This is a genomic window from Xanthomonas campestris pv. asclepiadis, assembly GCF_020784175.1.
Taxonomy (GTDB): domain Bacteria; phylum Pseudomonadota; class Gammaproteobacteria; order Xanthomonadales; family Xanthomonadaceae; genus Xanthomonas; species Xanthomonas campestris_D.
Map to the genome: position 1 here is coordinate 1 of NZ_JAJGQM010000014.1, position 12,638 is coordinate 12,638.

Here is a 12,638-nt window from a genome sequence, read left to right on the forward strand (position 1 = left end):
CGGGCAAGGGCCAGTCAAGATGATCGGTGTGCTTGGTTTTTATAAGGTAGCCGAACAACCGTCTGGTGCGGTGTCCTCGCCGATTGCGGGACCGTGTGGCGGCATGGATGCCGCCACCGAGCCCCAAGGGACCGGTTCACGGCGTGTCCCGCAAGCGGTGAGGACACTGCGCCCTAGACCAATCGGCTTTTCAAGTTCATCCGCTACATCAGTCGCACGACGCCTCAATGACCGCCCCCATCCAGCGCCTTCAGCTCGCTGACCAGCGCGCCGGCCGCTTCCGCGCCATCGCCGTACAACATGCGGGTGTTGTCGGCGTAGAACAGCGCGTTTTCGATGCCGGCAAAGCCGGTGCCCTTGCCGCGCTTGATCACCACCGTGTTCCTCGAATTGACCACGTCCAGAATCGGCATGCCGTAGATCGGGCTGGCCGGGTCGGTCCTGGCCACCGGGTTGACCACGTCGTTGGCGCCGATCACCAGCGACACATCGGTGCTGGCGAACTCGGGGTTGATGTCGTCCATGTCGGCGATCAGGTCGTAAGGCACGCCGGCTTCGGCCAGCAGCACGTTCATGTGTCCGGGCATGCGTCCGGCGACCGGGTGGATCGCGAACTTCACCTTGACCCCGCGCACAATCAGCCGCTGCGCCAGCTCCCAGATCTTGTGCTGCGCCTGCGCCACCGCCATCCCGTAGCCGGGCACGATCACCACCCGCTCGGCAAACGCCATCATCGCCGCCACGTTGCCGGCCTCGATCGGCTTCTGCGCGCCGCTGATTTCCTGCGCCTGCCCGCCGCCGCCGAAGTTGGAGAACAACACCCCGCTGATCGGCCGGTTCATCGCCTTGGCCATCAAGCGCGTCAGCAGGATGCCGGCCGCGCCGACCATCATGCCGGCGATGATCAGCCCCTCGTTGCCCAAGACATAGCCTTCGAACGCGACCGCCAGGCCGGTGAACGCGTTGTACAGCGAGATCACCACCGGCATGTCGGCGCCGCCGATCGGCAGGGTCATCAACACGCCCAGCGCCAGCGCGACCAGGAAGAAGGCGATGATCGCCAACGGCTGCAGACTGCTGGCCGCCCAGATGCCAAGCACCAGCACCGCCAGTGCCACCACCAGATTGAACGCTTGCTGGCCAGGAAAGCTCACCCGGCGGTCGAGCCGGCCATCCAGCTTGGCCCAGGCCACGATCGAGCCGGACAGCGACACCGCGCCGATTGCCGAGCCGACCACCGCCAGCACCACGGTGGTGGTATCCGGCCGCCGCGCCGCCAGTTCGGCGATGGCCTGTGCGCTCCAGTGGGTGGTGTCGCGGTTGGCGAAGAAGGCAAAGCGCAGCAACTCCACCGCCCCGATCGCCGCCGCCGAGCCGCCGCCCATGCCGTTGTACAAGGCCACCATCTGCGGCATGTCGGTGATGGCGACCTTCCTGGCCGACCACCACGCCACCCCGGTGCCGATCGCCAGCGCGGCCAGGATCAACGGCATGTTATGCAGCTCGGGCAGGAAGAACGTCGCCACCGTGGCGATCAGCATGCCCAGCCCGGCCCAGCGGATGCCGCTGCGCGCGGTCAGCGGCGAGGCCATGCGCTGCAGCCCGAGCAGAAACAAGGTCGCCGCGACCAGGTAGCTGGACTTCACCAGCCACGCCAGCAACTCGGCGGTGGAGACGTTCATGGCGCGTCCCCGCCCGGCGGCTTCTTGCTGGACTTGAACATGTCCAGCATCCGCTCGGTCACCACGTAACCGCCGGCCGCGTTGCCCGCCCCCAGCATCACCGCGACACATCCCAGCGCTTTTTCCAGCGTGGTATCGGCATGCCCGAGCACCACCATCGCGCCGATCAGCACGATGCCATGGATGAAGTTGGAGCCGGACATCAGCGGGGTATGCAGGATCACCGGCACCCGCGAGATGATCACGTGGCCGGCGATGGCCGCCAGCATGAAGATGTACAGCGCTACGAATCCGTCGCTCATCGTCGTTCGCTCCACTGGCCGGTGCGGCCCGCCGATCATACCCACGCCGTACGCGCTCGGGCGCGTGTCAACCGAATCGGCGCTCGCCCGTTGACGTCGTATCGTCTCCGCGGAGCTACGCTGTGCTGGTGGGAACCCCTTTCGATCCGCAACCTGCCGCACCGGCCGCCACCGCGCCCGTTTCGCTGGACGCCTTCCTGGCCGGCATCGGCCCGCGTGCGTTCCGGTTTGCCGAGGCCGGCCTGCGGCACCGCGAGGATGCGCTGGACGCGGTGCAGGACGCCATGGTGAAGCTGCTCGGCTATCGCGAGCGCCCGGCCGCCGAATGGACGCCGCTGTTCTGGAGCATCCTGCGCAGCCGCATCATCGACCTGCAGCGCCGGCGCAGCTTCCGCCTGAAATTCTGGGCGCCGGCCGAGCGCTCCGACGACGAAGGCACCATCGACTGGGCCGACCCCGGCACCGGGCCGGTGGATGAACAACAGCATCAACAGGCCTACCAACGGCTGGTCGAGGCCTTGCGCAGCCTGCCGGCGCGCCAGCGCGAAGCGTTCACGCTGCGGGTGCTGGAAGACCTGGACGTGGCCACCACCGCCAAGGCGATGGGCTGCTCGGAAGGCTCGGTCAAAACCCACCTGTCGCGTGCGCGCGACGCGTTGCAAACACAGTTCGAGGATTTCCTGTGAACCGCTCTCCTAACCCGGCCGAGCTGGATGCGCGACTGCGCCAGCTGCATGCCACCGCACTCACCAGCCTGCCGCCGCAGACCCTGGCGCGCCTGCGCCAGGCTCGGCATGCGACCGCTCCCTCGCGCGCCCGACGCGGCTACTGGTTGCTGGCGACCGCGTGTTCCGGGCTGCTGGCGGTCGGCATCGGCCTGCAGCTGCGTCCGGGCGAGCGCGCCTCGCTGGACCGCGCTCCGACCCAGCTGGTCGCCGGCACCACCACCGATACCGACGACATGCTGACCCAGAATCCGGACCTGTACGTCTGGCTGGGGTCCGACACCGCCCTGGCCATGGAATAAGCACGATGACCCGCACCACCCGCCTGTTGTTGACCCTGCTGCTGTGCGCCGCGCCCTGCGCCTCCTTGCTGGCCCAGGCCCATTCCCCGGGACCGCCGGGACCGCCACCGCCCGATGGCCCCGGCCCGCGAGGACCCGGACCGCGCGAGGCAGACACGCCGATGCCCGAGTGGGACAAGCTCACCCCGCAGCAGCGGCAGGTGCTGATCGATGCGCTGCGCGAGCGCTGGAACGATGTGCCGGAAGAACGCCCGCGCATGTATCGCCATGCGCGCCGCTGGCTGGACATGACCCCGGAGCAGCGCAAACAGGCCAAGGCCGGCATGGACCGCTTCCGCAACATGAGCCCCGAGCAACGTCGCGAGGCCAAGGCCTTGTTCGAACGCATGCGCACGCTCAACCAGCAACAACGCAATGAGCTGCAGCAACGCTGGCAGAAGATGAGCCCGGCCGAGCGCAGCACGTGGCTGCGCGAGCATCCGCCAACCGACGATTGACGGCAGCGCCGCCGCGGCGAGCGCGACACGCCATCGCACGGGTGCGCCCCGGTCGCAGGCGGACGTGCGTGCGGCCACTGTAGGAGCGCGCTGGCGCGCGATGGAGCTTTATCGGTAACGCTCCATCGCGCGCCAGCGCGCTCCTACCCAGAACATCAACGCTCAAGGCTCAGCGGCTCAGCGGCTCAGCGGAGCTATGCAGCCGATGTCGCCGACCAGCGGGTTTTCGCCAGCAGTTCGTCGTCCCAGTCGAACGACAGCGCGCCATTCTTGATCAGCAATGCGGCGAACGCGTAGACATTGCGCGCGAACATCTCGCTGGCATGCACCGCGCCCTGGCTGGCCAGATCGAGCGGGCCGGCGATCACCACGCCGTCCAGCTCATAGGTATCGCCGGGCCGGGTGGCGGCACAGTTGCCGCCGGTTTCCGCGGCCAGGTCGACGATCACGCTGCCGGCGCGCATGCCGTGCAGCATCTCCCTGCTCAGGATCTTGGGCGCCGGCCGGCCGGGCACGGCGGCGGTGCAGACCACCACGTCCACGCCCTTGAGATGGTCGGCCAGACGGCGTTGCTGTTCGGCACGCTCCTCGTCGGTGAGCTGGCGCGCATAACCGCCCTCGCCGGCCGCGCTCACGCCAAGATCCAGGAAGCGCGCGCCCAGCGAGGCGATCTGCTCGCGCGTTTCCGGGCGCACATCGAAGCCTTCGACCTGCGCGCCCAGTCGTTTGGCGGTGGCGATCGCCTGCAGCCCGGCCACGCCCGCACCGATCACCAGCACCTTGCACGGGCGCATGGTGCCGGCGGCGGTGGTCAGCATCGGAAAGAAGCGTGGTGCCAGTTGCGCGGCGATCAGCATCGCCTTGTAGCCGGCCATGCCGGCCTGCGAACTCAAGACGTCCATCGATTGCGCACGCGTGGTGCGCGGCAGGCGCTCCAGCGGAAACGCCACCAGCTCACCGGTGGCAATCGCCTGCGCACGTGCCGGGTCGGCGTCCGGTGCCAGCATGCCGATCAGCACGGTGTGGGGCTTGCACTGCTGCAGCGCCTCGGTCGGCGGTGCCTGCACGCTCAGCAGCACCTCGGCCTGGGCCAGCGTCTGTGCCGTGGCAAGCTGCGCCCCGGCCTGCAGGTACGCCGCGTCGGCCATGCTGCTGGCGCCACCGGCGCCCGGCTCGATCCACACGCTGGCGCCAAGCGCGACCAGTTTCTTGACCGTTTCCGGCGTGGCGGCGACACGCCGCTCGCCTGCCGCGTGTTCTTTCAGCACCAGCACCTGCACAGCCATGCGTTGCTCCAGTCGCGCGCCTATCGTCGCGGCGATGCTAGCAGAGCACGCGCGGCTGCCACGCTCAGGGCGTCAGCAAGGCCGGCAGCATCGGGGCGAGCAACTGCTCGGGCGGCGCCAGCGCCACCGCGTCGGTGCGGTGGTCGATGGCCAGACACGCATAGCCATGTGCCGCGCTCCAGGCCAGCAACACCCGCTGATGCAGCAATTGCGCATCCGGCGCGCTGCCGTGCCGGGCCAGCCAGGCCGCATGCAAGGCATCGCGCAGACAGGCCATCGCCGCGTCGGTGGCCGCCAGCAGGCGCGGCAGGCTGCGCCGCTGCGGCTGCAGGCTCTGCATCAGGCGAAACTGCTGCGGGTAGGCGATGGCGAACCGGACGTAGCCCAGGCCGCCGCCCAGCAATGGGTCGACCTCGCGCTGGGCCTGGACGATCCACTCGACCATGCATTCGTAACCGTCGGCGACCAGTTCCACCACCAGGCCTTCCAACGAGCCGAAATGATGTGCCGGCGCGGCGTGCGAAACGCCCGCACGGCGGGCGCACTCGCGCAGGCTCAGCCCGCGCGGGCCCGATTCGCCGACGATCTCCCAGGCAGCCCGGCGCAGGGCGGCGGGCAGATCGCCGTGGTGATACGTCGCTGGCTTGGACGCGCGGGACATGGCGGCTTCGCAATTCGGGATTTCATTGGAGCAGGGAATCTTGACGCTGACAAGATTGGCGGTGCAGACTCGCCTCCGCATCTTGCCAGCGTCAAGATTTGGCGGCGGATGCAGCCCTTCCCCCAGCGAGTGTTCCCATGGCTAAGGCATCCTCCCGCTGGCGCATGCGCCTGACCCGCGCGCTGTTCGGGTTGGCCAGCCGCCTGGCCCCCGGCCCGACCGGTCGCCTGCTGGCGCGCCGCTTCGTGACGCCGGATGCGGCATCGCGCCGGCACGCCGCCTCCACCCTGGCCACGCTGTCCGACGTCGGCCGCGACAGCCTGTCCATCGATGGCATCGACATCGCGGTGTATGTCTGGGGCGATCCGGCGCGGCAACCCTATGTCCTGCTCTCCCATGGCTGGTCCAGCTATGGCCTGCGCTTCGCCGCCTGGGTGCCACGGCTGCAGGCGCTGGGCTATGCGGTGGTGGCCTTCGACCAGGCCGGGCACGGGTTGAGCGGTGGACGCATCAGCTACATGCCGCACTTTGTCGAGGTGCTGCGCCAGATCGGGCGGCAGTTCGGCCAACCGGCCGCCTTCATCGGCCATTCGCTGGGCTCGGCATCGATCGTGTTCGCCGACGAAGCCGCCTGGCAGCCGGCGCGCTACGTCCTGATCGCGCCATTGCTGGCCCCGGCCGACGCTGCGCACCGCCAGTTCCGCGCCTTCGGCATCGCGGCCAGGACCTTCGTCCCGTTCGAGAATCTGCTGCACAAAATCACCGGCAAACGCTTTGCCGATTTCGATGCGTCCCCGCATCTGCCGCGCTTCCAGCGCCCGGCCCTGATCATCCACGACCGCCGCGACCGCGAGACGCCCTGGGAAGAAGGCGCGCGCTTCGCGGCGCTTTGGCCGCAGGCGCAGTTGGTGACCACCGACGGCCTGGGGCACAACCGCATGGTCGACCATGCCTCGGTCATCGAGGCAGCACTGCGCTTTATCGGCCCGGCACAGGCCTGAACGCGCGGCGATGCGTCGGGCGCATCGCCCCCGCTAATGCACGGTGCTGTTGTGCAGCGGATCCAGGCGGTCGATGACACCCTGCATGGCGCTGTCGAAGGCACCGTCGTTGATGTGTTCGCGCAGCCGGCCCAGGCGCACCATCACCGCCAGTTCCTCCGGCGAGGCGACGCAGAAACGCACGCCGCGGCGATTGACGAACAGCAGCCGCTGCGAGATCGGACTCACCCACGACAGCTTGCCCGCCTGCACCTTGCCGTCCTTGTCGACAAAATCCAGCCAGGTGCCGATATCCATCGCGCGAAAACGCTCGGCATCGGCGCTGTCGATGCTCTGCGCCACCGCCTCGGCGCCGAGCACCACGCTGACGCTTTCGGCAGCCGGCGGCGGCAGGTTGACCTGCGGCAGCTCCGGCAAGGCCTTTTCCAGCTCGGGACGCGCTTCGGCAATCGCCTGCAGGGTGTCGTGCAGTGCGCCGATCGCCACCACCACCGCATCGCCGTGCAGGCCGATGCTGGCAAACACGCGATGCAGGGCCGGCTGCCAGACCTGCAGCCACGGCTTGCCGACGATATGGCGACGCGCTTCTGCCAGTTCTTCCAGCACGCCATCGGCCAGGGCCAGGGCCTCGACCGTGCCGGGACCTTCGTCGCCGTCGCGCAGGATCGCCATGGTCAGGTGGTGCAGCCACGGCTGACGCAGGAAGTCCTCCACGGCCTTGGGCAGCGGCGTGGCGGCCTGGGCGCGCTGTTCTAGCTCCGACAGCGCGCGGCTGCGTGCCAGCTCGAGCTTTTCCTGGCCGCGCTGGGTTTCGGTGGCGCGGCGCTCGGCGATCTCCACCCGGCGCCGGTGCTGGGACAGAAAATCGCGGAATTCCTCTTCCAGGGTCAGGAAGATCGCCAGGTTCTCGTTGAATTCGGCCACCAGGCGGTCGACAATTTCCTCGACCTTGCCCATCAGCACGCGCTCGGCGGCGCTGTCGCCGTTGTTGCCTTCGCAGGCCTCGGCCAGCGAATTGAGCAGGCGCCGCGCGGGATGGGTCTTCTGCACGAACATCTTGCGGTCCAGCAACGCGACCTTGACGAAAGGCACCACCAGGCGGCCGATCATTTCGCGCGAGCGGTTTTCCAGGTCGCGTTCGTCCAGCATCACGTCGAACAGCATGCCGACCAGATCGATCGCATCCTCGTCCATCGGGTCCAGGCGCGCGGTCGCCGGGTCCACGCCCAGCCGCGTGGCGCTGGACAGCACTTCGTTCTTCAGCCGCTGGGCCAGCGACTCGGTGTCGTCGCCGATCGCCGCCTGCAGCGTCGCGCTCGGCGTGGCCTGCAGCAACGACAGCACAGACATCATTTCGCGCTGGCTCAGCGGGCGTTGCTGGCCCACCGCCACCGACGCGGCAGAGGCGGTGTTGTCGCGCACGCTGCGGGTCTGCTGCAGCAATTCGTGCAGCGCTTCCAGCAGCATGCCCTGGCTGCCGCCGGGATGATCGGCCTCGCCACTGTCCGTGCCGCCCGCACCGTTGCCGCCGTCGGCCTGGCCACGCTGGGTGGCCGCCTGCATGCGGCCGCGGCTATGCGCCCAGCGGTCCAGAAAACGGTTGGCCCAGGCCGGTGCGTATTGGTCGTTGAGATCGTCACCGCCCATCTGGGCCGCCGCGCCCTGGGCCTCGACCTGCGCGCGCTCTTCGGGCGTCTCGCCGCGGGGCTGCGCGCGCGGTGGCGGGCGCTTGGGCTGGGAGATTTCCGGCATGACGCCGGCCTTGGCCAGCGTCTCGTCCAGACGCGCATACAACTTACCGATCGGCTCGGCCAGGTCGCGTTCGCACAGCTTGATCAGCACCAGGCGCACTTCCGGCGCCAGGTCGCAGGTGGCGAAGGCTTCGTGGATCGCCACGCCCAGATGTTCCGGACCCAGCGGATTGGTGTCGGCCACCAGCTCCAGGCCGCCGGCGATCCAGCCCAGGCGGCGGTTCACCCGCGCCAGCACCTGCTTGAAGTCGCGCAGCAGCACGGTGGCCAGATTGCGCACCGCCAGCCGCGATTCGAGTACGTGTTCGGGCACCAGACTCAGCGGGCCGGTGCCGATGTCGCCTGCCAGGACCACCTCGGCCGACAAGGGCTCGCCCAGCAGCAGCGCCTGCCAGCCGTCGTCCAGCTGCTGGCGGAACTGCGTGGCCACCTCATCGCGCTTGCGGCGCAATTCGCGCATGCCATCGAGAAACAGCAACTGTGATGCGCCCGCGGATTCGGCGCGATCGAACAGCACATCGTCAAAGTGTGCGACTGCAGCTGCGAACACCTGCGCCAGTGGGGGCACGAACACGGCGTGCGCCTGTTCGAGCAAGCGTTGGTCACGGCCCGGATGTCCCGACGGACTGGGCTGAAAAGTCATGCGCAAAGGCTCCCCGCCCCTGCAGGCGTGAAAATATTCAAACGAGAAAAAACAGACGCGGCCCCAAATTCCGCCATCGCATGGTAGGCGTTTCGCTCGTTTGTTAAGTGTGACAAAGTTCGCACTTTACTCGTGACCGCCCAAGGTTTGCGTGTCAAGCCAACATCCTAGCTGCATCGTTGCGGTGGCGCTTGCCAACGCACGTTCATCGCCTGCGGGGGTTAAGCCTTCAGCCGCTGACGCCGGCTCGGCGCATCGACCACGTCCTGCATCGCGCTGCCAGGCATTGGCCAGATGCACAAGAAACCGTGCAGTGATCGGCTTACGCTGCTGCCGCGCCGCCTGGACGACTTCCAGAAGGTCGTTCTGTGCCGCGCCGGCATCGGCCGCCAGTCGGAACAGCGCCTCGGCCAAGGCGTCCTGGAAGTGGACGCCTGCATCGGCCAGCGGCACCAGCACGCTCTCGCGCACCTGATCAAGCAGGTGCGGATTGCGGCTGGACAACACGGGTGTGGACACGAACTGGGTCATCGGGCGGCGCACAGGACGAACACGGAAGGGAGTCACGGTTGGGCCGGCATCGGCCGGCCGGCCATGATGCGGCGGGCGTTGGGAAGGGCCCGTCTATAATTGCCCGCATCCTCGCCTCGACCCGAAATTATGCCCGCACCGTATTCGCTCCAGGCGCTGGACGCGCGCCGCTCGGTCCCCTCCAAACAGTTGGGCGAACCCGGCCCGGATGAAGACACCCTGCTGCGCATGCTCGCCTCGGCAGTGCGCGTGCCCGACCACGGCAAGCTGGTGCCGTTCCGCTTTCTGCGTATCAGCGGCGACGCACGCCAGGCACTGGGCGATTTCCTGGCCGAGCGCACCCAGGCCGCCGACCCGCTGGCGCCGCCCGCAGCAGTCGAAAAAGACCGCAACCGTTTCAATGATGCGCCGCTGGTGATCGTGGTGATCGCCGCGCTGCGCCCCGGGCACAAGGTGCCCGAGCAGGAACAGCTGCTCACCGCCGGCTGCGTGTGTTTCGCGCTGCTGCAGGCCGCGCAGGCACATGGTTTCGGCGCGCAGTGGCTGACCGCATGGATGGCCTACGACCCGGCGGTGACCGGCTACCTGGGCCTGGAGCAGAACGAGCGCATCGCCGGTTTCATCCATATCGGCACCCCGCGCATGCAGGTGCCAGAGCGCGAGCGCCCGGACCCGCGTGCGCTGCTGCGCGACTGGACCCCGTGACCACGCCCCCCCCCACGCTTGCGGGCGCGCCGCTGGCGATCAGTCGCCCGACCCCGCTGTATCTGGTCGACGCCAGCCTGTACGTGTTCCGCGCCTGGCATTCGATCCCGGATGAATTCCAGGATGCGCAGGACTGGCCGACCAATGCCGTGCACGGCTTTGCGCGGTTCCTGCTCGACCTGCTCGAGCGCGAGGACCCCGCGCACATCACCATCGCCTTCGACGAGGCCCTGGACAGCTGTTTTCGGCATGCGATCTACCCGGCCTACAAGGGCAATCGCACCCCGGCACCGGATGCGTTGCGGCGCCAGTTCGCGCATTGCAAGGCGCTGTGCGCCGCGCTGGGCCTGAGCGTGTTGGCGCACCGCGATTACGAGGCCGACGATCTGATCGGCAGTGCCTTGCACAGCGTGCGCGCGCATGGCCTGCGCGGGGTGATCGTGTCGGCCGACAAGGATCTGTCGCAGTTGCTGCTCGAGCACGACGAGCAGTGGGATTACGCGCGCAACCTGCGGTGGGGCATGGACGGGGTCAAGGCGCGCCACGGCGTGCATGCGCATCAGATCGCCGACTACCTGGCGCTGTGCGGCGATGCGATCGACAACATTCCCGGCGTCACCGGCATCGGCGCCAAGTCGGCGGCGGTCCTGCTGTCGCATTTCGGCAGCCTGGATGCCTTGCTGGAACGCATCGACGAGATCCCGTTCCTGCGCCTGCGCGGCGCGGCGCAGATGGCCGCGCGCCTGCGCGAGCAACGCGAACACGCACTGCTGTGGCGTCAGCTCACCACCATCGCACTTGACGCGCCGTTGGCGCTGACCGATGCCGGCTTCACGCGCGCGCAAGCCGATGCGGACATGCTGGGTGGATTGTGCGAGAGCCTGCGCTTCGGCCCGCTCACCCGGCGCCGGTTGCTGGCCGCGTGCAGCGGCGCGCCGGCACCGCGCACTCCCGTTTCCCTGGAACAAGGTCTGCATCCATGAACCGACACGACACCCCGCCCACCGTGGTCTACGAAGGCAAGTACCAGCGCATGGTCGTGCGCGGCACCTGGGAATATTCCGAGCGCGTGCATGCCGGCGGCCTGGCCGCGATCATCGTGGCGGTGACTCCGGACGATGCGATGTTGTTCGTCGAACAGTTCCGCGTGCCGCTGCAGGCACGCACCATCGAAATGCCGGCCGGCCTGGTCGGCGACGTGCATGCCGACGAGTCGATCGAACTATCGGCCATTCGCGAGCTGGAAGAAGAAACCGGCTGGACCGCCGAACACGCCGAAGTGCTGATGATCGGTCCCACCTCGGCCGGCGCCAGCAGCGAGAAGATCGCCTTCGTGCGCGCCACCGGCCTGCGCAAGGTCGGCGCAGGCGGCGGCGACGCCAGCGAGGACATCACCGTGCACGAGGTCCCGCGCGCGCAGGTCGGCGCCTGGCTGGTGCAGAAGATGGCCGAGGGCTACCAGATGGATCCCAAGCTGTGGGCCGGGCTGTATCTGGTCGATCACGCACTGGACGGCACCCCGCGTGGCTGAAGCGACCGCTGCCCGCCTGCTGGGTGCCGGCGATCCCGCAGCATTCAGCGTACACAACCCGCAGGCCGCCTCGCCGTGGCTGTTGATTGCCGACCACGCCGGTCAGCGCGTGCCGGCGCGGCTAGCCAATCTCGGCTTGCCGCAGCACGAACTGGACCGCCATATCGGCTGGGATATCGGCATTGCCGAGGTCACCCGCCTGCTGGCCGATGCGCTGGATGCCATCGCCATCGCGCAGACCTATTCGCGCCTGGTGATCGACTGCAATCGTCCGCATGGTTCGGCCACGCTGATACCCGAAGTCAGCGACGGCACATCGATTCCCGGCAACCTGCAGCTGTCGGCCGACGCGCGGCAGCAACGCATCGACGAGATCTTCGCGCCCTACCACGCGCGCATCGCGGCGGAACTGGATGCACGTGCGCAGCGCGAGCAGCCGACCTTGCTGGTGTCGATGCACAGCTTCACCCCGGTCATGGCCGGCAATGCAAGGCCCTGGCATGCAGGCGTGCTGTACCACCGCGACACCCGGCTGGCGCACCGGCTGCTGCAGGCCTTGCGCGAGGAGCCGGATCTGGTGGTCGGCGACAACCAGCCCTACGCGATCAGCGACACCAGCGACTACGCGATTCCGGTCTACGGCGAAGGCCGCGGGCTGCTGCATGTGGAACTGGAACTGCGCCAGGACCTGATTGCCGATGCCACCGGGCAACGCGCCTGGGCGCAGCGCCTGGCACGCATCCTGCCGCCGCTGGCGCAGGCACTGCTGCCGCACTCAAATCGGCAATCACCGTAGGAGCGCGCCTGCGCGCGATGGGGCGTTATCGGTAACGCCTCATCGCGCGCAAGCGCGCTCCTACGGGGCATGCGGCGGCCGCGCTGATCCGCAGCCTCGGTGACGACGGTTACCTCGTAGGAGCGCACCCGGGCGCGACAGGCCGTCCCGTTACCCTACGTCGCGCCCAGGTGCGCTCCTACCGCTGGCACGCGAGCGCTGCTGCAGCTTCCCGTGCACGCTCCC

The 12,638-nt window shown here is 68.4% G+C and carries 14 protein-coding genes; 8 read left to right on the plus strand and 6 right to left on the minus strand.

The window, feature by feature from the left end; translation table 11 throughout:
- Positions 1 to 224 precede the first annotated feature (224 nt).
- Positions 225 to 1,682 carry an NAD(P)(+) transhydrogenase (Re/Si-specific) subunit beta gene (locus tag LL972_RS08650; RefSeq protein ID WP_228327240.1) on the minus strand — a complete coding sequence of 486 codons (1,458 nt, stop codon included), beginning with the start codon at positions 1,680 to 1,682 and terminating at the stop codon, positions 225 to 227.
- The gene (locus tag LL972_RS08655; RefSeq protein ID WP_228327241.1) at positions 1,679 to 1,984 is read right to left on the minus strand and encodes an NAD(P) transhydrogenase subunit alpha; all 306 of its coding nucleotides are present in this window, start codon (positions 1,982 to 1,984) and stop codon (positions 1,679 to 1,681) included. The genes LL972_RS08650 and LL972_RS08655 overlap by 4 nt, the downstream gene beginning before the upstream one ends.
- A 122-nt stretch (positions 1,985 to 2,106) precedes the next feature.
- Between LL972_RS08655 and LL972_RS08660 the strand changes: the two genes are divergently transcribed.
- Genes LL972_RS08660 through LL972_RS08670 form a run of 3 tightly spaced genes read left to right on the plus strand, consistent with a single transcriptional unit; the run spans position 2,107 to position 3,508 of the window.
- Positions 2,107 to 2,670 carry an RNA polymerase sigma factor gene (locus tag LL972_RS08660; protein ID WP_228327242.1) on the plus strand — a complete coding sequence of 188 codons (564 nt, stop codon included), beginning with the start codon at positions 2,107 to 2,109 and terminating at the stop codon, positions 2,668 to 2,670.
- Entirely contained in the window at positions 2,667 to 3,011 is a 345-nt protein-coding gene (locus LL972_RS08665; RefSeq protein ID WP_228327243.1) for a hypothetical protein, read from the plus strand. The genes LL972_RS08660 and LL972_RS08665 overlap by 4 nt, the downstream gene beginning before the upstream one ends.
- Positions 3,012 to 3,016: 5 nt before the next feature.
- Positions 3,017 to 3,508, plus strand: coding sequence for a DUF3106 domain-containing protein (locus LL972_RS08670; protein WP_228327244.1), 492 nt, complete (start codon positions 3,017 to 3,019; stop codon positions 3,506 to 3,508).
- Positions 3,509 to 3,702: 194 nt separating this feature from the next.
- Here LL972_RS08670 and LL972_RS08675 read toward each other — a convergent pair whose 3' ends face one another.
- Together LL972_RS08675 and LL972_RS08680 are read right to left on the minus strand one after the other, a co-directional pair.
- Positions 3,703 to 4,794 carry an NAD(P) transhydrogenase subunit alpha gene (locus LL972_RS08675; protein WP_228327245.1) on the minus strand — a complete coding sequence of 364 codons (1,092 nt, stop codon included), beginning with the start codon at positions 4,792 to 4,794 and terminating at the stop codon, positions 3,703 to 3,705.
- A 64-nt stretch (positions 4,795 to 4,858) separates the two neighbouring features.
- Positions 4,859 to 5,455 (minus strand): TetR/AcrR family transcriptional regulator, encoded by a 597-nt coding sequence (locus LL972_RS08680; protein WP_228327246.1) that lies wholly within the window; start codon positions 5,453 to 5,455, stop codon positions 4,859 to 4,861.
- Positions 5,456 to 5,592: 137 nt separating this feature from the next.
- Between LL972_RS08680 and LL972_RS08685 the strand changes: the two genes are divergently transcribed.
- Entirely contained in the window at positions 5,593 to 6,456 is an 864-nt protein-coding gene (locus LL972_RS08685) for an alpha/beta hydrolase (RefSeq protein ID WP_228327247.1), read from the plus strand.
- A gap of 33 nt (positions 6,457 to 6,489) precedes the next feature.
- On the opposite strand, the gene LL972_RS08690 is transcribed toward LL972_RS08685, so the two are convergent.
- Positions 6,490 to 8,850: a DUF1631 domain-containing protein gene (locus LL972_RS08690; protein WP_228327248.1), complete on the minus strand. Its 2,361-nt coding sequence runs from the start codon at positions 8,848 to 8,850 to the stop codon at positions 6,490 to 6,492.
- A 126-nt stretch (positions 8,851 to 8,976) separates the two neighbouring features.
- Complete coding sequence (locus tag LL972_RS08695; RefSeq protein ID WP_228327249.1) at positions 8,977 to 9,381, minus strand: DUF1631 family protein; 405 nt, start codon at positions 9,379 to 9,381, stop codon at positions 8,977 to 8,979.
- Positions 9,382 to 9,510: 129 nt separating this feature from the next.
- Between LL972_RS08695 and LL972_RS08700 the strand changes: the two genes are divergently transcribed.
- Genes LL972_RS08700 through LL972_RS08715 form a run of 4 tightly spaced genes read left to right on the plus strand, consistent with a single transcriptional unit; the run spans position 9,511 to position 12,413 of the window.
- Positions 9,511 to 10,086 (plus strand): nitroreductase family protein, encoded by a 576-nt coding sequence (locus LL972_RS08700; RefSeq protein ID WP_228327250.1) that lies wholly within the window; start codon positions 9,511 to 9,513, stop codon positions 10,084 to 10,086.
- Entirely contained in the window at positions 10,083 to 11,069 is a 987-nt protein-coding gene (locus LL972_RS08705; protein WP_228327251.1) for a 5'-3' exonuclease, read from the plus strand. The genes LL972_RS08700 and LL972_RS08705 overlap by 4 nt, the downstream gene beginning before the upstream one ends.
- Positions 11,066 to 11,617, plus strand: coding sequence for an NUDIX hydrolase (locus LL972_RS08710; RefSeq protein ID WP_228327252.1), 552 nt, complete (start codon positions 11,066 to 11,068; stop codon positions 11,615 to 11,617). The genes LL972_RS08705 and LL972_RS08710 overlap by 4 nt, the downstream gene beginning before the upstream one ends.
- A complete protein-coding gene (locus LL972_RS08715; protein ID WP_228327253.1) occupies positions 11,610 to 12,413 on the plus strand; it encodes an N-formylglutamate amidohydrolase in 804 nt (267 codons plus the stop codon). Before LL972_RS08710 ends, LL972_RS08715 begins: the two co-directional genes overlap by 8 nt.
- Positions 12,414 to 12,638: the final 225 nt, after the last annotated feature.

What these genes read in the sequence shown, in the direction of transcription:
- LL972_RS08695 (WP_228327249.1), bottom strand. Translation starts at nt 9,381, where the DNA reads ATGACCCAGTTCGTGTCCACACCCGTGTTGTCCAGCCGCAATCCGCAC.
- LL972_RS08680 (WP_228327246.1), bottom strand. Translation starts at nt 5,455, where the DNA reads ATGTCCCGCGCGTCCAAGCCAGCGACGTATCACCACGGCGATCTGCCC.
- LL972_RS08675 (WP_228327245.1), bottom strand. Translation starts at nt 4,794, where the DNA reads ATGGCTGTGCAGGTGCTGGTGCTGAAAGAACACGCGGCAGGCGAGCGG.
- LL972_RS08655 (WP_228327241.1), bottom strand. Translation starts at nt 1,984, where the DNA reads ATGAGCGACGGATTCGTAGCGCTGTACATCTTCATGCTGGCGGCCATC.
- LL972_RS08670 (WP_228327244.1), top strand. Translation starts at nt 3,017, where the DNA reads ATGACCCGCACCACCCGCCTGTTGTTGACCCTGCTGCTGTGCGCCGCG.
- LL972_RS08650 (WP_228327240.1), bottom strand. Translation starts at nt 1,682, where the DNA reads ATGAACGTCTCCACCGCCGAGTTGCTGGCGTGGCTGGTGAAGTCCAGC.
- LL972_RS08690 (WP_228327248.1), bottom strand. Translation starts at nt 8,850, where the DNA reads ATGACTTTTCAGCCCAGTCCGTCGGGACATCCGGGCCGTGACCAACGC.
- LL972_RS08700 (WP_228327250.1), top strand. Translation starts at nt 9,511, where the DNA reads ATGCCCGCACCGTATTCGCTCCAGGCGCTGGACGCGCGCCGCTCGGTC.
- LL972_RS08685 (WP_228327247.1), top strand. Translation starts at nt 5,593, where the DNA reads ATGGCTAAGGCATCCTCCCGCTGGCGCATGCGCCTGACCCGCGCGCTG.
- LL972_RS08710 (WP_228327252.1), top strand. Translation starts at nt 11,066, where the DNA reads ATGAACCGACACGACACCCCGCCCACCGTGGTCTACGAAGGCAAGTAC.